The organism is Pseudomonas helmanticensis (assembly GCF_900182985.1).
Classification (GTDB): domain Bacteria; phylum Pseudomonadota; class Gammaproteobacteria; order Pseudomonadales; family Pseudomonadaceae; genus Aquipseudomonas; species Aquipseudomonas helmanticensis.
Genome location: NZ_FXUY01000001.1, coordinates 4636316 through 4653708 on the forward strand (window position 1 = coordinate 4636316; position 17393 = coordinate 4653708).

Annotated in this window: 18 protein-coding genes; 11 read left to right on the forward strand and 7 right to left on the reverse strand. The window is 61.0% G+C overall.

Annotated elements, in window-relative coordinates; genetic code table 11:
• Positions 1 to 15: 15 nt before the first annotated feature.
• The 4 genes from QOL84_RS20645 (at position 16) to QOL84_RS20660 (ending at position 3804) form a co-directional block, all read left to right on the forward strand.
• Entirely contained in the window at positions 16 to 1158 is a 1143-nt protein-coding gene (locus tag QOL84_RS20645; RefSeq protein ID WP_283438384.1) for a uroporphyrinogen-III C-methyltransferase, read from the forward strand.
• Positions 1155 to 2393, forward strand: coding sequence for a heme biosynthesis protein HemY (locus QOL84_RS20650; RefSeq protein WP_283438385.1), 1239 nt, complete (start codon positions 1155 to 1157; stop codon positions 2391 to 2393). Before QOL84_RS20645 ends, QOL84_RS20650 begins: the two co-directional genes overlap by 4 nt.
• A gap of 216 nt (positions 2394 to 2609) precedes the next feature.
• Positions 2610 to 3161 carry a disulfide bond formation protein B gene (locus tag QOL84_RS20655; protein ID WP_283438386.1) on the forward strand — a complete coding sequence of 184 codons (552 nt, stop codon included), beginning with the start codon at positions 2610 to 2612 and terminating at the stop codon, positions 3159 to 3161.
• Positions 3162 to 3345: 184 nt separating this feature from the next.
• Positions 3346 to 3804 carry an Rsd/AlgQ family anti-sigma factor gene (locus QOL84_RS20660; protein WP_064116385.1) on the forward strand — a complete coding sequence of 153 codons (459 nt, stop codon included), beginning with the start codon at positions 3346 to 3348 and terminating at the stop codon, positions 3802 to 3804.
• A 54-nt stretch (positions 3805 to 3858) separates the two neighbouring features.
• Here QOL84_RS20660 and QOL84_RS20665 read toward each other — a convergent pair whose 3' ends face one another.
• Positions 3859 to 4524: an FKBP-type peptidyl-prolyl cis-trans isomerase gene (locus tag QOL84_RS20665; RefSeq protein ID WP_283438387.1), complete on the reverse strand. Its 666-nt coding sequence runs from the start codon at positions 4522 to 4524 to the stop codon at positions 3859 to 3861.
• Between the two features lie 192 nt (positions 4525 to 4716).
• Between QOL84_RS20665 and QOL84_RS20670 the strand changes: the two genes are divergently transcribed.
• Entirely contained in the window at positions 4717 to 5913 is a 1197-nt protein-coding gene (locus tag QOL84_RS20670; RefSeq protein ID WP_283438388.1) for an AlgP family protein, read from the forward strand.
• Here the strand turns inward: QOL84_RS20670 and QOL84_RS20675 are convergent.
• Entirely contained in the window at positions 5910 to 6371 is a 462-nt protein-coding gene (locus QOL84_RS20675; RefSeq protein ID WP_283438389.1) for a TIGR02444 family protein, read from the reverse strand. The genes QOL84_RS20670 and QOL84_RS20675 overlap by 4 nt on opposite strands.
• Positions 6372 to 6421: 50 nt before the next feature.
• On the opposite strand from QOL84_RS20675, the gene abc-f reads away from it, so the two are divergent.
• From abc-f to rhtB, 3 genes are all read left to right on the forward strand, one after another.
• On the forward strand, positions 6422 to 8332 hold the full coding sequence (abc-f, locus tag QOL84_RS20680; RefSeq protein WP_129396018.1) for a ribosomal protection-like ABC-F family protein: 1911 nt from the start codon (positions 6422 to 6424) through the stop codon (positions 8330 to 8332).
• Entirely contained in the window at positions 8332 to 8913 is a 582-nt protein-coding gene (locus QOL84_RS20685) for a mechanosensitive ion channel family protein (RefSeq protein ID WP_283438390.1), read from the forward strand. Before abc-f ends, QOL84_RS20685 begins: the two co-directional genes overlap by 1 nt.
• Positions 8914 to 9066: 153 nt before the next feature.
• The gene (gene rhtB / locus QOL84_RS20690; protein WP_283438391.1) at positions 9067 to 9699 is read left to right on the forward strand and encodes a homoserine/homoserine lactone efflux protein; all 633 of its coding nucleotides are present in this window, start codon (positions 9067 to 9069) and stop codon (positions 9697 to 9699) included.
• 60 nt (positions 9700 to 9759) lie between these two features.
• Here rhtB and QOL84_RS20695 read toward each other — a convergent pair whose 3' ends face one another.
• The 4 genes from QOL84_RS20695 to QOL84_RS20710 form a co-directional block, all read right to left on the reverse strand.
• Positions 9760 to 10503, reverse strand: coding sequence for a penicillin-binding protein activator LpoB (locus QOL84_RS20695; protein ID WP_283438392.1), 744 nt, complete (start codon positions 10501 to 10503; stop codon positions 9760 to 9762).
• Positions 10504 to 10506: 3 nt separating this feature from the next.
• On the reverse strand, positions 10507 to 11094 hold the full coding sequence (lpoB, locus tag QOL84_RS20700) for a penicillin-binding protein activator LpoB (RefSeq protein ID WP_129396014.1): 588 nt from the start codon (positions 11092 to 11094) through the stop codon (positions 10507 to 10509).
• A gap of 35 nt (positions 11095 to 11129) precedes the next feature.
• Positions 11130 to 11510: a YcfL family putative periplasmic lipoprotein gene (locus QOL84_RS20705; RefSeq protein ID WP_283438393.1), complete on the reverse strand. Its 381-nt coding sequence runs from the start codon at positions 11508 to 11510 to the stop codon at positions 11130 to 11132.
• A 104-nt stretch (positions 11511 to 11614) separates the two neighbouring features.
• Entirely contained in the window at positions 11615 to 13003 is a 1389-nt protein-coding gene (locus tag QOL84_RS20710; protein ID WP_283438674.1) for a COG3014 family protein, read from the reverse strand.
• Positions 13004 to 13175: 172 nt separating this feature from the next.
• Between QOL84_RS20710 and QOL84_RS20715 the strand changes: the two genes are divergently transcribed.
• From QOL84_RS20715 to QOL84_RS20725, 3 genes are all read left to right on the forward strand, one after another.
• Positions 13176 to 14075 (forward strand): LysR family transcriptional regulator, encoded by a 900-nt coding sequence (locus QOL84_RS20715; RefSeq protein WP_283438394.1) that lies wholly within the window; start codon positions 13176 to 13178, stop codon positions 14073 to 14075.
• A 75-nt stretch (positions 14076 to 14150) separates the two neighbouring features.
• The gene (locus QOL84_RS20720) at positions 14151 to 16046 is read left to right on the forward strand and encodes an FTR1 family protein (protein ID WP_283438395.1); all 1896 of its coding nucleotides are present in this window, start codon (positions 14151 to 14153) and stop codon (positions 16044 to 16046) included.
• A 112-nt stretch (positions 16047 to 16158) separates the two neighbouring features.
• A complete protein-coding gene (locus QOL84_RS20725; RefSeq protein ID WP_127930187.1) occupies positions 16159 to 16614 on the forward strand; it encodes a YaiI/YqxD family protein in 456 nt (151 codons plus the stop codon).
• Positions 16615 to 16718: 104 nt separating this feature from the next.
• Here QOL84_RS20725 and elbB read toward each other — a convergent pair whose 3' ends face one another.
• Positions 16719 to 17387 (reverse strand): isoprenoid biosynthesis glyoxalase ElbB, encoded by a 669-nt coding sequence (gene elbB / locus QOL84_RS20730; protein ID WP_283438396.1) that lies wholly within the window; start codon positions 17385 to 17387, stop codon positions 16719 to 16721.
• Positions 17388 to 17393 lie beyond the last annotated feature (6 nt).

The window sequence follows — 17393 nt, forward strand, 5'->3', positions numbered from 1 at the left end:
GCAAAGGATGGATACGTGAGCGAAACAGCCTTGCCTAAAGATGACGTCCAGCCTGTGATTGATGCCCAGGTTGAAACTCCACCGCCGGCCACAGAGCCGCGCCGAGGCAATGGACTGGCCATCGTCGCCCTGTTGCTCGGCGCTGCCGGGGTCGCCATGGGTGGCTGGGGTGTCTGGCAGGTCCGGCACCTGCAGACCAACACTCAACAGCAGTCCGGGGAAGTGCAGGCGCTGAACGATCAGGCGCAGAGTCTGAAACTCAACGAACAGCGTCTGACCGAACGCCTCGCGCAGTTGCCGAGTGCTGACGAGCTTGCCGAGCGTCAGCGTCTGGTGACCCAACTTCAGGGCGATCAACAACGCCTCAACCAGCGTCTGGAAACCGTCCTCGGTGCCAGCCGCAAGGACTGGCGTTTGGCCGAGGCCGAACATCTGCTGCGTCTGGCCAGCCTGCGCCTCTCGGCCTTGCAGGACATCAGCAGCGCGCAGGCGCTGGTGCAGGGTGCCGACGAAATCCTTCGTGAGCAAAACGATCCCGGCTCTTTCGCCGCTCGCGAGCAAGTGGCGAAAACCCTGGTCGCGTTGCGCAGCACTGCACAGCCGGATCGTACCGGTCTGTTCCTGCGCCTCGGCGCGCTGCGTGACCAGGTCATCGACCTCACCGAGCTGGCGCCGGAATACAAGGATCGCGGCGAATCGCTGCTCGGCCTGACTGCCGACGGTGACGGTGCGAGTCGTTGGGCGCAGTGGTGGGATCAGGTCTCGCGCTACATCCGCATCGATTTCAATGCTGACAAGAATGTGCGGCCACTGCTCGCCGGGCAGAGTCTGAGCCAGGTGCGCCTGGCCCTGAGCCTTTCGCTTGAGCAGGCGCAGTGGGCCGCGCTCAACGGCCAGGCAGCGGTTTACACCCAAGCGCTGGCCGAGGCGCGCGACGTGCTCAAGGGCAACTTCAATCCGGATAATCCGCAAAGCAAAGTGATGCTCGAGCAAGTCGCAGAGCTGAGCAAGGAACCGGTCACGGTCAACACACCTGACATGGCTGGCACCCTGAGTGCGGTGCAGGGCTATCTCGAGCGGCGCAACGTCAACGCCGAAGAATCGGTAAAACCCTTCGCCAAACCTGCCGCCAATGCCGCGCAGGAGGCGACGCCATGAAACGCCTGTATGTGATTGTGTTTTTGGTGATCGCGGCGACGGCGGCGCTGGGCTTTGCCGTGGCGCAACATTCCGGCTACGTGTTGATCGCCTACAAGACCTTCCGTTACGAAGCGAGCCTGTGGGCAACGCTCGCGGTGATTGCGGTGTTGTGGCTGCTGTTCTGGGGCATCAAGACGCTGGTCGAACTGGTCATGACCTCCACCGGTGTGGTCAATCCATGGTCGCGTCGCAACCGCAGTCGTCGTGTGCAAGTGGCCATCGAACACGGCCAACTCGATCTCGCCGAAGGTCGCTGGGCCAGCGCGCAACGGCATTTGTACCGTGCCGCAGAGGCCGAACGCCAACCGCTGCTGTACTACCTCGGCGCGGCACGTGCGGCCAACGAACAGGGCAATTACGAAGAGTGCGATCGCTTGCTGGAACGTGCGCTGGAACGTCAGCCGCAAGCCGAGCTGGCGATTGCCTTGAGTCATGCGCAGTTGCAAACCGACCGCGGTGATACCGACGGTGCGCTGGTGACCCTGCAAGCGATGCACGAGCGCCACCCGCGCAATGCGCAGACCTTGCGTCAGTTGCAGCGTTTGCATCAACAGCGTGGTGAATGGTCGGAGGTGATCCGTCTATTGCCGGAGCTGCGCAAGGACAAAGTCCTGCCCCCCGCAGAGCTGACTGAACTGGAACGCCGGGCCTGGGGTGCAAACCTGTCGCTGGCAGCGCATCGCGAGGAGGATGGCACGGTAGGTCTGCAGTCGCTCAAGCGCGCATGGGAACAGCTCACCTCGGCGCAGCGTCAGGAGCCGCCATTGGTCTTGGCGTATGCCGAACAGTTGCGTCAGTTGGGCGCCCAGGTCGAAGCGGAGGAAGTGCTGCGAACGGCGCTCAAGCGCAAGTACGACAGTCATCTGGCACGTCTTTATGGCCTGGTGCGCGGCAGTGATCCGGCGCGTCAGTTGCAAACGGCCGAAGGCTGGCTCAAGGAGCATCCGGCCGACCCAAGCCTGCTGCTGACCCTGGGCCGTCTGTGCCTGCAAACCAGTTTGTGGGGCAAGGCCCGCGATTATCTGGAAAGCAGCCTGCGCCAGCAGCGCAATCCGGAAGCCTGTGCAGAGCTGGCCCGCCTGCTTGCCCAGCTCGGCGATACTGAACGCAGTAATCAACTGTTTCAGGAGGGTCTTGGCCTGCTCGATGAGCGTCTGCTGGCCGCTCCCCTGCCGGTCCCGGTCCGCGCGTAAAATCACGGGGGAGCGTGCTCCCTCGTGTGCCTGATGACGGAAAAATCCTCGCCAACACGCGTCTTGGGCAACGTCCTACAACGGCCTACATCAATTCCTCTGTTGCCTGTCGGGATTTCCCTACACCTCTGGTGAAGTGTCGGCGGCTGCCTGCCTTGAAAGGCTGACGCGCTTTCCTCTACCGTAACTGCCTGTCTCTACTGTTACGGAAAAGCCATGTCGTTGGCCTGCTCACGCTCCTTGTTTTTTATGGCTTTCACTGCGGGGGCTGTTGCCCTGGGAGCTTCTTATTACCTCGAATACGCGGTTGGCCTGGCCCCATGCAGCCTGTGCCTGGTACAGCGGATGTTCATGACGCTGCTGACCTTCTGCTGTGGTCTGGCGGCGGTGCATGGTCCGCGACGTGTCGGCCTTTCGCTCTACTGGGTGGTTGCGCTTTGCGCGAGCCTCGGTGGCACGACGGCGGCCTGGCGGCAGGTGTTGATGCAAGGCGATTCAGTACTGCAACTGGTCGAATGTTCGCCTGCGCCCGAGACCTTGTTCAGCAGCATGCCCTGGTTGTGCGCGGTACTGCGCATGGTCAGCGGCAGCGCCGACTGTGTGGAAATTTCCTGGACGCTGTTCGATCTGAGCATCCCCGAGTGGAGCTTGCTGTTTTTTGTGGCGATGTCGATTCTGGCGTTTTACCAACTGATACGACTGGTCTGGAACGCTCTGCAACAACCGCTCAGCGGCGAAGCGTCGCACCGCAGGCTGATCAGGGATTAAACACTTGTATGAACTTTATCTCCTGCGTACCTTGAAGCCATAGGCGTGCGGGCATAATCTGGCCCGCACGTGTCATTGGAATTATGTTGCTCGATGACGCTCTGCCCGACCGCCCTCCCGGCTTCAAACCAGAAGAGAGGCGCGGGTGTAGAGCAGCATGACCCACAAGGGAAGAGAGATCGCCATGCTCGAAAGTTGTCAGAATGCTCAGGAACGTTGGGGTGGGGTTCATCTGCTGATCGACCGCTGGTTGCAGGAGCGTGAAGATCTGATCGGCGCCTACGACAAGCTCGGTGCTCAGCCTGAGTCGCTGTCCGAGAGCCGCAAGCCCTTGCAGGAATTCTGCGGCGTGCTGGTTGATTACGTCTCCGCCGGGCACTTCGAAATCTACGAACAGCTGACGGGCGAAGCCAAGGCGTTCAACGACAAGCGTGGCCTGGAACTCGCCGAGACGATCTATCCACGCATCGACGTCATCACCGAGAAGCTGCTCGCGTTCAACGATCTGTGCGATGAAGGCAAATGCGTTGCCGAGAAATTCAAGGAGCTCGGTGGCCTGCTGCACGAGCGTTTCGAACTCGAAGACTGCCTGATTGAAGTGCTGCATACAGCACACAAGGAAGAGGATCCGGTTCAGGCCTGATCTGCTTTTCCACTAAAAACGGTGCGCCCAGGCGCACCGTTTTTTATTGCCTGATCAACTGGTCGCGCCGCGCAATTCCACCTCGAATACCAGCGGCGTGAACGGTGCGATCAGGTCACCGGCACCGTCGGCGCCATAGGCCTGATCCGATGGAATCACCAGGCGCCATTTCGCCCCCACCGGCATGTTCTGCAATGCGGTGCGCCATCCGGCAATCACGCTGTCGAGGTTGAACCACTGCGGCTGAGTGTTTTGATCGAACACCGTGCCGTCAGGCAGACGACCGATGTACAACACCTGCACTTTTCCATCGGGACCGGCCTTGACGCCAGTGCCAGGGGTCAGTTCGGTCAGCAGGATGCCATCGGCCAATTCCTTCACGCCCGGTTTGGCTTTTTCTGCGGTGAGAAAACGCTGTTCGTTTTCCATCGCGGCGTCACTCGACGGCAGTGGTTTCTGTTCGGCATTTTGCGCTTCGTGATCGGCGAGGATCTGTTCGATGCGGGCTTCACTCAGTGCCAGTGGCTTGCCCTGATAGGCTTGCTGCAAGCCTTCGACCAGCGCCTGAATCTGCAATTGCGGGACTTCCTGACGCAGCCGTTCACCGAGGCTTGCGCCCAGACTGTAGGCCAGATCGTGAGCGTCATTCGCAGTGGTTTTTTCGTCAGCGTGGGCTGCGGAAAAAATCATGCAGAGGGATAAAAAAAGGTAGCGCGACATGGGCACTCTCCGTCCTGAGATGCGGTGGATTATGCCAGCGCAAACGTCTGCAACGGTGAACTGCTTTTGCCGTCATGCAGAACATTTTCACTTCGTTGCAACGCAACTGTTTCGATACTGTCAACATGACCTAGCGGCGGTAGCAGCAGAGGTCTAGTATGAGCCGCACTCACGTCAGCCAGGAGGTAAACCATGTCGGCCACCAAGAAGCCTGTAAACACTCCGTTGCACTTACTCCAACAACTCTCGGGCAGCCTGCTCGAGCATCTGGAAAACGCTTGCTCGCAAGCCTTGGCTGATGCTGAAAAACTGCTCGCCAAGCTGGAAAAGCAACGCGGCAAGGCGCAAGAAAAACTGCACAAATCCCGCACCAAATTGCAGGACGCAGCTGCCGCCGGTAAAGCCAAGGCACAGACCAAAGCCAAAGGCGCAGTGAAAGAACTCGAAGACCTGCTTGATGCCTTGAAGGATCGTCAGTCCGATACGCGCAGCTACATTCTGCAACTCAAGCGCGACGCTCAGGAAAGCCTGAAACTGGCCCAGGGTGTTGGCCGCGTTCAAGAAGCCGTGAGCAAGGTATTGTCGACTCGCTCGGCCAAACCAGCGGCCGCGCCGGCGAAGAAAGCCGCTGCAAAACCTGCAGCAGCCAAGGCGCCAGCGAAAACTGCAGCGGCCAAGCCAGCTGCAAAAACCGCTGCCAAGCCAGCTGCAAAAGCACCGGTGAAAGCGGCTGCCAAACCGGCTGCGAAAACCGCTGCCAAACCTGCCGCGAAAAAACCGGCTGCGGCCAGCGCGGCAAAACCAGCTGCTAAAACCACCGCTGCGAAACCTGCTCCCGCCAAGCCGGCTGCGCGTACTGCCGCTGCCAAACCGGCTGCAAAAACCACTGCTGCCAAAGCTGCTCCGGCGAAAACCGCAGCCGCCAAGCCGGCCGCTAAACCCGCTGCCAAAGTTGCGGCAAAACCAGCTGCTAAAACCACCGCTGCGAAACCAGCCGCGAAACCGGCTGTAGCCAAACCTGCTGCAAAAGCTGCGGCAAAACCGGCCGCCAAGCCTGCTGCCAAACCAGCAGTGAAAGCCGCCGCCAAACCGGCAGCCAAACCCGCCGCAAAACCGGCTGCTGCTGCAAAACCAGCAACTGCTGCCGCCAAGCCTGCTGCTGCAAAACCAGCTGCAAAACCTGCCGCCAAACCAGCCGTGAAAAAGCCAGCCGCTGCCAAACCAGCTGCCGCTAAACCGGCTACCGCGCCAGCGGCCAAGCCTGCCGCACCGGCAGCGTCGACTGCGTCAGCGGCACCTGCTGCAGCCGCCACTACCTCGACCCCTTCGGCTGCGCCATCGCCAGCCGCTGCGTCGAGCACCAGCAACAACCCGACCAGCGCTTCCTAAGTGCCGGTTGCCGCGACGCGCAGCACTTGCAGCGCGTCGCGGTTCGGGCTGGCCGCACTGCCGGCCAATCCCTCCAGCCAGGTCGTCGAGCCTGCAGCGTTTCGCGGCCACGCCTGCGCCACGCCCTCAAGCCGTGACAGCAACGCTCGCTCAGCCTCAAGCTCAAGTGATTTGATCTGCTCGCGCATGCCTTTCAGCACCGCGTCATCCAGCGCCCGCGCCTTCCACTGCATGCGCAGTGTCCGCAGCGGCTGCACCACTTCGATATCCCACGGTTCGGTCAGCGTCTGAAGCTGGCGAGCGCGTCGTTCATCGCACATCACCCCGCGTTGCTCCAGCCACAAAGCACACAACAGCAGGCACACATTCGCGCCCGCCGTTTGCAGTTGCAGGCAGGCGTCTTCCACGCCCGGGCGGGCGTAGGTGGCAAGGGAAAAGCTCCACAGGTCAGAGGACATCGTGCTACTCGCGCCAGTTGTGAGCGAAGCTGGTAGACTCCGCCGCCATTATGATCCGACTTCAGAACCTGACTTTACAGCGTGGCCCGCAACGTCTGCTAGAAGACGCCGAGCTGACCCTGCACGCCGGCCACAAAGCTGGCCTCATCGGTGCCAACGGCGCCGGCAAATCGAGCTTGTTCGCCCTGATTCGGGGTGAGCTGCATCCGGATTCGGGTGATTGCTTCCTGCCGGCCGACTGGCGCATCGCCCACATGCGCCAGGAGATCGAGACGCTCGAACGGCTTGCCGTCGACTATGTGCTCGATGGCGACCTGCGTCTACGCGAGGTGCAACGTGACCTCGCGGCCGCCGAAGCCGCGCATGACGGTGCCGCTCAGGCGCGCCTGCACGCCGAACTCGACAGCGCCGACGGTTACACCGCCGATGCGCGGGCGCGCAAGTTGCTTGCCGGTCTCGGTTTCACCAACGAGCAGATGGATCGTCAGGTCGGCGATTTCTCCGGGGGCTGGCGGATGCGCCTGAACCTGGCGCAGGCCTTGATGTGCCCGTCGGACTTGTTGCTGCTCGACGAGCCGACCAACCACTTGGATCTCGACGCCATCATCTGGCTCGAAGAGTGGCTGAAGAGCTACCCGGGCACCTTGCTGCTGATTTCCCACGACCGCGATTTCCTCGACGAAGTCGTCGATCATGTGGCGCACGTCGATCAGCGCAAAATTACCCTGTATCGCGGCGGCTACAGCGCCTTTGAACGCGCCCGTGCCGAGCGTCTGGCCCAGCAGCAACAGGCCTACGAGAAGCAGCAGGCGCAACGTGCGCACATGGAAAGCTACATCGCCCGCTTCAAGGCGCAAGCGACCAAGGCCCGTCAGGCGCAGAGCCGGATCAAGGCCCTGGAGCGCATGGAAGAGCTGTCGGCGGCCCACGTCGATTCGCCGTTCGATTTCGTTTTCCGCGAGTCGAGCAAGATCTCCAGTCCGCTGATCGATCTGTCCGATGCGAGCCTGGGTTATGGCGACAAAACCATCCTCGAGAAGGTCAAGCTGCAACTGACCCCGGGTGCGCGGATCGGCCTGCTCGGGCCGAACGGCGCCGGTAAGTCGACGCTGATCAAGAACCTCGCCGGCGAGCTGTCACCGATCGCCGGGCGCCTGACCCGTGGCGAGAACACCGTGGTCGGCTACTTCGCTCAGCACCAGCTCGACTCGCTGGACTCCAAGGCCAGCCCGTTGCTGCACATGCAGCGTCTGGCACCGACCGAACGCGAGCAGACCCTGCGCGACTTCCTCGGTGGTTTCGACTTCCGTGGTGCGCGTATCGATGAGCCGGTGCTGAATTTCTCCGGTGGCGAAAAGGCCCGTCTGGCCCTGGCGTTGATCGCCTGGGAACGGCCGAACCTGTTGCTGCTCGACGAACCGACCAACCACCTCGACCTCGAAATGCGCCTGGCGCTGACCATGGCGCTGCAGGAATTCAGTGGCGCGGTGTTGGTGGTATCTCACGATCGACACTTGCTCAAGAGCACCACCGATAACTTCTACCTGGTCGCTGACGGCAAGGTCGAAGAGTTCGATGGCGACCTCGAAGACTACGCGCGCTGGCTGGTGGAATACCGCCAGCGCAACGCGCCGGTCAGCACCACTACAGTCAACCCGGACAAGACCGACAAGAAGGCCCAGCGTCAGGCGGCGGCTGCCCTGCGTCAGCAACTTGCACCGCACAAGCGCGAAGCCGACAAGCTCGAAGCTGAACTCGGCAAGCTCCACGAGAAGCTCGCCAAGGTCGATGCCAGCCTTGGCGACAGCGACATCTACGAGCCGGCGCGCAAGAACGAGTTGCGTGACCTGCTGGCCGAACAGGCCAAGCTGAAGGTTCGCGAAGGCGAGCTGGAAGAGGCGTGGATGGAAGCCCTCGAGATATTGGAAAGCATGCAGGCGGAGCTGGAGGCGTTGTCCTGATGGACGCGTTCAAGCTGCCGCTGCCGGCGGAGTGGGTCGAGCCGATCTGGTTCACGGTGCAGATTTTGCTGATTCTGCTGGCCGGTTACCTCACTCAGCGCTTCGTCGCCAAAGGCCTGACCCGCTTGGGTGAGCGCTATCCGTTCCCGCCGCAGTTGCTGATGCCGCTGCGGGGCGTATTGCGCTGGCTGATCATGGGCAGCGCGCTGATCTTTGTCCTTGAACGCCTCGGTGTCTCGGCGACGGTGTTGTGGACGGCGCTGTCGGGCTTCGTTGCGGTGGCGGCGGTCGCGTTCTTTGCGATGTGGAGTGTGCTGTCGAACCTGCTCTGCGCAATTCTGATTTTTACCGTCGGGCCGTTTCGGCTGGGCGATATCGTTGAGCTGGTGGACACCACTGACAAGCCGGGCGTCAAAGGCCGGGTGGTGGCGATCAATCTGCTCTATACCACGTTGATCGAGGCTGAAGAGCTTGGGACTGGCAGCGCGATGGTGCAGGTGCCGAACAGCTTGTTCTTCCAGCGTTCGGTGCGGCGTTGGCGTGGGACGGATGTTTTTCCGTCGAGCGGGTTTGAGAAGTAGATTTTCAAAGCAAGATCAAAAGATCGCAGCCTTCGGCAGCTCCTACAGGGATCGCATTCCCATGTAGGAGCTGCCGAAGGCTGCGATCTTTTGCTTTTGGCCCCAAACAGCATTAGCTTTGACGACTTGTTACAGCATGAGTCGAGGTGTGCGATGGAGCTTCAAACATGGCTGGCGTTTTTCGCTGCCTGCTGGGTGATCAGTCTTTCCCCGGGTGCTGGCGCCATTGCGTCGATGTCCAGCGGTCTGCAATACGGTTTCTGGCGCGGTTACTGGAACGCCCTCGGCCTGCAGATCGGTCTGGCCGTGCAGATCGCGATTGTCGGCGCCGGCGTTGGCGCGATTCTTACGGCGTCGGCCACGGCTTTCCATGCAATCAAGTGGTTTGGTGTCGCCTACCTGATCTATCTCGCCATCAAACAATGGCGTGCGCTGCCCATGGACATGAGCGATGACGCGGCCGTACGGCCCATCGGCAAACCGCTGGCGCTGGTGTTCCGTGGCTTTCTGGTGAATATCAGCAACCCCAAGGCGCTGGTGTTCATGCTGGCGGTGCTGCCGCAGTTCATCAATCCGCACGCGCCGCTGCTGATTCAGTATGTGGTGATCGGCGTGACGATGGTCTGTGTCGATCTGATCGTCATGGCGGGCTACACCGGGCTGGCGTCGAAGGTGCTGCGTTTGCTGCGCACACCGAAGCAGCAGAAGCGCATGAACCGCACGTTTGCCGGGCTGTTCGTCGGCGCTGCGGCGTTTATGGCTACCTTGCGTAAAGCCGCCGCATAAATCGCACAGACAAAAAAAGGCGACCTACAAAGGTCGCCTTTTTTATGGCCTGCGATTTACTCAGCGCAGAATCACGGGTGGTGTATCCGCCGGCAGGTTATTGCGTTGAGCCGGCTCGCGCGATGGCTCGTAACCGCCGCTACCGAGTTGCTGGCTCAATTGCCCTGCGACATCCTCACCCAACGCCTTCGACACATCACGGACCACGCGCGGGCGGTTCAGCGATACATGGATATCCCGACCGTTCACCAGTTTGGTGTCCTGCGCTTCACCCATCGCGGTGAAGGCGGAGATGATTTCGTACGTCCTGGTGTTGATCAGGCTGAAATCGGCGACCAGGGTCAGCGCGAGCACCGCCGAATAGCTGTCGGTGTTCGCCAGCTCGTTCATGTCCTGGGTGAAGTCGATGTCGGAGACCGTGCCGAACAGCACATAGTCGGCGCCCTTGAAGCTGCCAGCCTTGATCCGCTGGATCACGTCGTAGATGTCACCCTTGGACGACGCGGTGTACGGCTTGCCCTGCACCAGCTGGAACATGCCGGTACGAAGCATTTCGCCCTTGATGTCGCCGGTGAATCGGCGCAACTCGGTCTGTTCGATGTAGCTGTTGCGCGTCTCGTATTCTTCATGGCTGGACGAACCGCTGGCGCCGTAATAGCTCTCCTGATGATCGCTCTGCGCCGAAATAGTGTGGATGTATTGCTCCACGCGCGCTTCGTACGCGAGGTCGGCGACGGCGACTTTCGGCGCCGCCTGCACGCTGAACGCGCAAGCCATAGCGATCATGCCAATCCATGTGCGCATCGATTAACGCTCCGTGGTTTTGCGGATTTCTTTTTCGTCCATCCATTCGGCCAGACCGCTCTCGACATCGATCAGTTGCAGGCTGAATTTGTAGAAGACGTCCTTGTAATCGCTGCTGCGCTTGACGATCGAGCTGATCGACCCTTCAAGACGGTATTTCGCCGCGATCATGTTGCCAGTCTTGGCCACGGTGCTCTTCTTGTACAGGCCACTCTGGTTTTGCAGCTTGAGGTGGTCAATCTGGCTCTGCATCGCCGTGTTGTCGCTGGCAAAGCGCGCGACACCGGTCTTCATCAGTTGGGTCTTGATGCTGGTGGTGATCTCGCGAGTGTCGATGTACTCGCTGGTCTTGTTCATCACGTCGTAGACCTGAACCACCGGACGCCCTTGCAGAACCCCTGACTGAGCCAGCGACCGGGTCATCGACTCGGCGATCATCTGCAGGTCGGTGGAACCGAATTCGTTGGTGACGGTTTCAACCGCTTTCGGGTCGCCGTAGCTGATGTTACCGCTGCCCAGGGTCGGCGAATTGTCGACGCATCCGGAGGCCAGCAGGGCGAAAACGGCGAGGCAGGAAACGCGTGCAAACATGGCAATGCTCTCTGGAACGGAAGGGGGTGTCGGGCTCAAGGCGTCTGCAGTTCCAGACGGAAGTCCACGGCTTTTGGCGTTGGGGCGATGCTTTGGAGGAAGCTGTTCTGCCCGCCGTAGATCAGCTGGGGTTTCCAGACTTCTTCGTCGGCAACCGGAAAGCCTTCTGCGCCGAGCCAGGCGAACCGGTAATAGAAGGTCTTGTTGCGCTTGTCGGTGTTGCACAACTGGACGCCGACGGTCATGAAACCGTTTTCGCGGGCGACGCGCATATTGCCGATCGCGATATTTTTCAGCTCACCCATGGCCACGACTTTGCTCGCGGCGCTGCCCGGTGCGGGCGGCGGCGGTGGCGGCGTTGCGCAGCCGCTGGCCAACAGGGCGAAAGCGCTAATCGCGACGAATTTGAAGCGCATGCAAAGACTCCGTTCTTCAGGTTGTCCGGGGCGGGCGACAGGGCGCGCGCCGATGCTCGGCAGATTGACGGTCTGCCTGATTTTCTTCAAGCGCCAACGCCTGTCTATTTCAAGCCCGGTGCTGGTTCCGTCGACGCTACGTAAGCCGTGCCGATGATAAATAACCGGTCGCCGAATGCCCGCAGGTTGATGACCTGGTGATCACGATCAATGCGTACGGTCAGCGTTCCGGTGGAGTTGGGTACGTTGATCGTGTGATTGCCCTTTTTCAGGCGTAGCCGCGCTACCAGGGTTTTATCGGGCAAGGTGCGCCAGGTGCGGGTGTCAGCCTCTTCGAGCGGATCTTTGCGGGTCACGACCAGTGAGGCCTTGGTGGGGTTCTGGCTGTTGTAATCGGCCTGGGCGACGGCATCCAGGTTGGCGCGGAACCTCGCCGATCCAATGATATCGGGCATATCATCACGCAAGGTGCGCGTCGCCATGTCGGTCACGCTGTTGATGAGGTTCAAGGGGCGTTTGCGCGCATCGACCTTGATCGAGTCGAAAAACGGCGTGACCGTATCCGGCACCATCACCGGGAAGGAAATCGGCGCCTCGATGACCAGGTTTTCATTGAGCTGCACCGGAATCAGCACTTTGACCGATGCGCGGGCGGGGGCCAGGCCGCTTTGCACCACGATCAACACGTCGCTTTCGTCAGCCTTTGCTGGCGGCTTGTCGAGATCGCGCAACGCTTGCTCGAGAAAAGGCACGTTGGGGCGCAGTTCGATGGCCTGCCGATAGCCCGGTGCAGCCAGATCTCGCTCGCCCAGGGCCTCATAGGTGAAACCGGCCAGATAATGGCTGAACGCACTCTGATAACCGTTCTTCAACTCGATGACCGAAGGCGCATCAAGAAGGGTCACCGGGTAGCCGCGCAGATCCTTGTATTGCACCTTGATGCCCTGAGCCTTGGCTTGTTCTTCGACCTCTTCGTACTGGCGCTCGCGCTCGCGGGCGATCAGTGCTTCGCGTTCGTGGGTTTTCTTGATATCGGTGCGGGCGCCTTCGAAGTCGTCGACGGACAATTGGTTGAGGGCCATCTGCGTGGTCAGCATGACCTTTTCGTAGTCATAACCGTTGTAGCGCTGCAGCTTGTCATTGACCAGCATGACGCCCAGCTCCCGGCCTAATTGGCCGAGGAATTTCATCGGTGCGGACGACACGGCGTCTTCGCGCTGGACGATCATCTGGTCAGCACTGCGCCAGGCCATCTGGCTCTCCGGCAGCAAGTTGCCGACGCTGAGGACTGCGCCTTTTTCGAAGTAATAGAGCAGATCCTTGGATTCCCACGGGTTGTTCCACTCGATCAGGTACAGCGCACCATCGACATTGCCCATCATCAGTTGATCGGTGGTTTGCTGCATTTCCTGGTCGTAATCGCGGAAGGCGGCGCATCCGTTGAGCTGCACAATGACACTGAGCAGCGCAGTCAGCAGTAGGCAGTGACGCATGACGGTGGCTTCTTCCTTGGGCGCAAAGGGGCTGACGTGACGCATTATATGGATCAGTGCTGGCAATGTGCTTGGCTGTTTTACACAGCGCATGCTCGGCCTGTCAGGTGCCATGCCCTCATGGTTTGCATTAGGCTTGCGGCCTCGCCGCTCAACTCAATCCGGTGCCCCGATGAATCAACTGATGGCCATGCGTGCGTTCCGTTGCATCGTCGAGTGCCGTGGATTCAGCGCCGCCGCCGAACGCCTCGACACCACGCACTCGACCATCTCCCGGCAGTTGCAGCAACTGGAAACCGCACTCGGCACACGCCTGATCAATCGCAATACCCGTCGCTTCAGCCTGACCACGGCCGGGCAGCAGTATTACCTCGCGTGCGTGGACATCATTGACCGCCTCGACCAAGCCGCCGTGGCAGTCGGGCAAACCCATGAAAGCCCCAGCGGCGTTTTGCGCATCAGCGCGCCGATGGTGATCGGTACGCTCGAGTTGGCGAACTGGTTGCCGGCGTTTCAGCAGCGCTATCCCGAGATTGAAGTTGATCTGTCCTGCGATGACCGCTTCGTCGATCTGATCGCCGAAGGCTTCGATGTAGCGCTGCGCATTTGCGGGCCACTTGAGGATTCGACCTTGGTCGCGCGCTTGCTGACGGTGTCGCCGATGTTGCTGCTGGCCTCGCCGGCTTATGTGGCCCGACATGGCTTGGTGCGCCAGGCAAGTGAATTGGCCGGGCATCAATTGCTGGCCTTCGCCGCTGCCAACGATTGGCAACTGAGCGACGCGCGCGGGGTAATAACACCAGTCAAAACCCAGGGGCGGTTCAAAACCGATTCGATCAGTTCGCTGCACGCCGCCGCGCTGGCGGGTGTCGGCATCGCGGCGTTTACCCGGGCAACGGTGCAGGACGACTTGTTGAGTGGGCGATTGGTGCAGCTCCTGCCCAACTTCACCCTCGGTCAGCGGCACTATTACGCACTGTATCCGCACGCCCGGCATGTCGCCCTGAAGGTGAAGGTTTTTGTCGAGTTCATGACCGAGCACTACCGCAACATGGCGACGCCTTTGCGCTAAATGCCGACAAAGCTTGAGGGAAATGCCTGCGAAGTGAACAATATGTAACTTCGCATTTCCTTTTGAGACCTGTTCATGACTGCCTCGTCCCGATTTCTGGCCTGGCTGGTGTTCCCGTTGTGCGCGCTGAGCAGCTTCAACCTGCTGGCCGATACCGTGGAAGGCGCCCCGCAAGCGCTGCACCTGCTCGATTACATCAGCGCGGATTATCCGCCGACGGTCGAGGCTGGAAAAGTCGTCGATGATTCCGAATACCGTGAGCAACTGGAGTTCACTCAAGCGCTGCAAGGGCTGATCGCCGCGATGCCGGCCAAGCCTGAACAGGCCGCGCTGGAGCAGGGCGTCAGAGCCTTGCGCGCGGCGATCGGGGCGAAGCAGGACGGTGCGGAAGTCGCCCGTCAGGCGCGGCAACTGGGCGCGCAACTGGCGGTGGCGTATGAAGTCAGTCAGGCGCCGATCATTACCCCGGATCCGACCCGCGGCGCACCGCTGTATGCGCAGAATTGCTCGGTGTGCCACGGTGACAGCGGTGCCGGCGACGGTCCGGCAGGTCTGGGCATGACCCCGGCACCGGCCAATCTGCGTGATGCTGCGCGGCTGGATAACCTGAGTCTTTACGCGATCTACAGCACCCTCGGCCAAGGTGTCGAAGGCACTGATATGCCGGCGTTCGCCGATCAGCTCGATGACCGCCAGCGTTGGGATCTGGCGACGTACATCGCCGGGTTCAGCGCCGATGCCACTGCCGCCAAAGCCGAGAAGACTTACAACCTCGCCGATCTGGCACGCCAGACCCCGGCTGAAGTGCTGGCTGCCGAAGGCGTGTCAGCCGCAGCGACTTTCCGCGCCCAGCGTGCGCAACCACCGCAGGTCAAGCGTGGTCCAGCGCAGTTGCTCGACTACACCGCCGCGACGCTCGACAAGAGCCTGGCCGCCTACCGCGCCGGCGAGCACGATCAGGCCTACGACCTGTCGGTAGCGGCGTATCTGGAAGGTTTCGAACTGGTCGAAAGCTCGCTGGATAACGTCGACGCCAACGTGCGCAAAGACACTGAGAAATCGCTGATGGCTTACCGTCAGTCGTTGCAGGACGGTTTGTCGGTCGAGCAGGCCGAGCAGCGTCTGGACGCGGCCAAAGCCAAGCTCAAGGAGTCAGCCGGTTTGCTCGGCAGCGATGGCCTGAGCTGGTCGCTGAGCTACATCTCCGGTCTGCTGATTCTGCTGCGCGAAGGCCTCGAAGCGATTCTGGTGTTGGCGGCAATCCTCGCGTTCCTGCGCAATACCGGCCAGCAATCGGCGGTGCGCAGCGTCAACGTCGGTTGGGGCCTGGCACTGCTGGCGGGCCTCGGCACCTGGGCGCTGGCCGCGTATGTGATCGACGTCAGCGGTTCGCAGCGTGAATTGCTTGAAGGCGCGACGGCGCTGTTTGCCAGCGTCATGGTGCTGTGGCTCGGCGTGTGGATGCATGATCGTCGTCACGCGGCGGCCTGGCAGGATTACATCAAGAGCAGCCTGGTCGGCGGTGGCGGGCGTTTCGGGTTTGCGATTCTCGCGTTCTTCTCGGTCTATCGTGAACTGTTCGAAGTGATCCTGTTTTACGAAACCCTCTGGCTGCAGGCTGGCCCGGCCGGGCATGACGCGGTGCTGGCGGGCGGGGCGACAGCGCTGGTGCTGCTTGTCGGCCTGGCCTGGGTGATTTTGCGCGGGTCGGCGAAACTGCCGCTGACGTTGTTCTTCAGCATCAACGCGGCGCTGCTCTGTGCACTGTCGGTGGTGTTTGCCGGGCATGGCGTGAAGGCGTTGCAGGAGGCGGGGATTTTCGGCACGCGGCCGGTGGCGTTCTTCGAGTTCGACTGGCTGGGGATTCATGCCGATGCGTATTCGTTGACGGCGCAGGCGGTAGCGATTGTGGCGATTGTGCTGTTGTATGGGCGTAGTTGGGTGGCTGAGAGGAGGCGGGTCGTCGCCTAAAAAGCATTCGCTGGTGCTCATAATCGCGGGCAAGCCACGCTCCCACAGGTTTAGCGTTAACCTTGTGGGAGCGTGGCTTGCCCGCGATGCTTTTTGGAATGAGGAAACGATGATGCGTGTATGGATCGATGCCGACGCCTGCCCACGGGCGGCCAAGGATCTGGTGGTGAAGTTTGCCCTCAAGCGCCAGTATGAAGTGGTGCTGGTCGCCGGGCAGCCGCAGATCAAGCCGGGGCTGGCCATCGTCAAGCTGATCGTGGTGCCGAGCGGCCCGGATGCCGCGGACGATTATCTGGTCGAACACGCGGTGCCGGGTGAACTGGTGATTTGCAGCGACATTCCGCTGGCCGACCGCCTGGTGAAGAAGGGTGTCGCGGCGCTGGATCCGCGCGGCAAGGAGTTCGATGCGCAGAACATGGGCGAACGGTTGGCGGTGCGCAACCTGTTCACCGACTTGCGTGAGCAAGGCCAGATGAGCGGCGGCCCGGCGCCGTTTGGTGATCGCGAGAAGCAGGCGTTTGCCAATGCATTGGACCGGATCCTCACGCGCCTGACCCGTAAACCCTGAAAAGATCGCAGCCTGCGGCAGCTCCTACAGGGGCAGTGCATGACGCAACATCACGGCGCGACACGAAACCTGTAGGAGCTGCCGAAGGCTGCGATCTTTTGATCTCAAACGTCGTTTTCGTGGGTCAGTTCGAGCACCCGGTCAACCAGCTTGTTGATCCCCGAAGCCGCTTCGCTGATGTTCTGCGCCAGCATATAAGCCGGGGTCGTCACCAGTTTGCGTGCCTTGTCTTCGATGATCTCGCTCACCGCGCAGTCTTCGTGGGTGGCGCCCATCTTGTTCATCGCCGTGGCGGTGTCGGCGTCGTTGCCGATGGTGCAAGTCACGCCAGGGCCGTAGATCTTCGCCGCGAGTGCCGGTGAAATGCACATCAACCCGACCGGTTTGCCGGCCTCGGCAAACGCTTCGGCCAGCGCCAGCACTTCCGGCTGCACGGTGCAGCCTGCGCCTTCGACAGCGAAGTTGGAGAGGTTTTTCGCCGCACCAAAACCGCCGGGCACGATCAGCGCATCGAAGTCGTCGACATCGGCCTCGCGGATGTCCTTGATGTTGCCACGGGCAATGCGCGCCGATTCCACCAGCACGTTGCGCGACTCGGGCATTTCTTCGCCGGTCAGGTGATTGATCACATGCAATTGCGCGATGTTCGGGGCGAAGCACTGCACCTGGGCGCCGCGTTGGTCGAGACGCAGCAGGGTGATGACGCTCTCATGGATCTCGGCGCCGTCGTACACGCCACTGCCGGACAGGATCACTGCAACTTTTTTGCTCATGGGTTT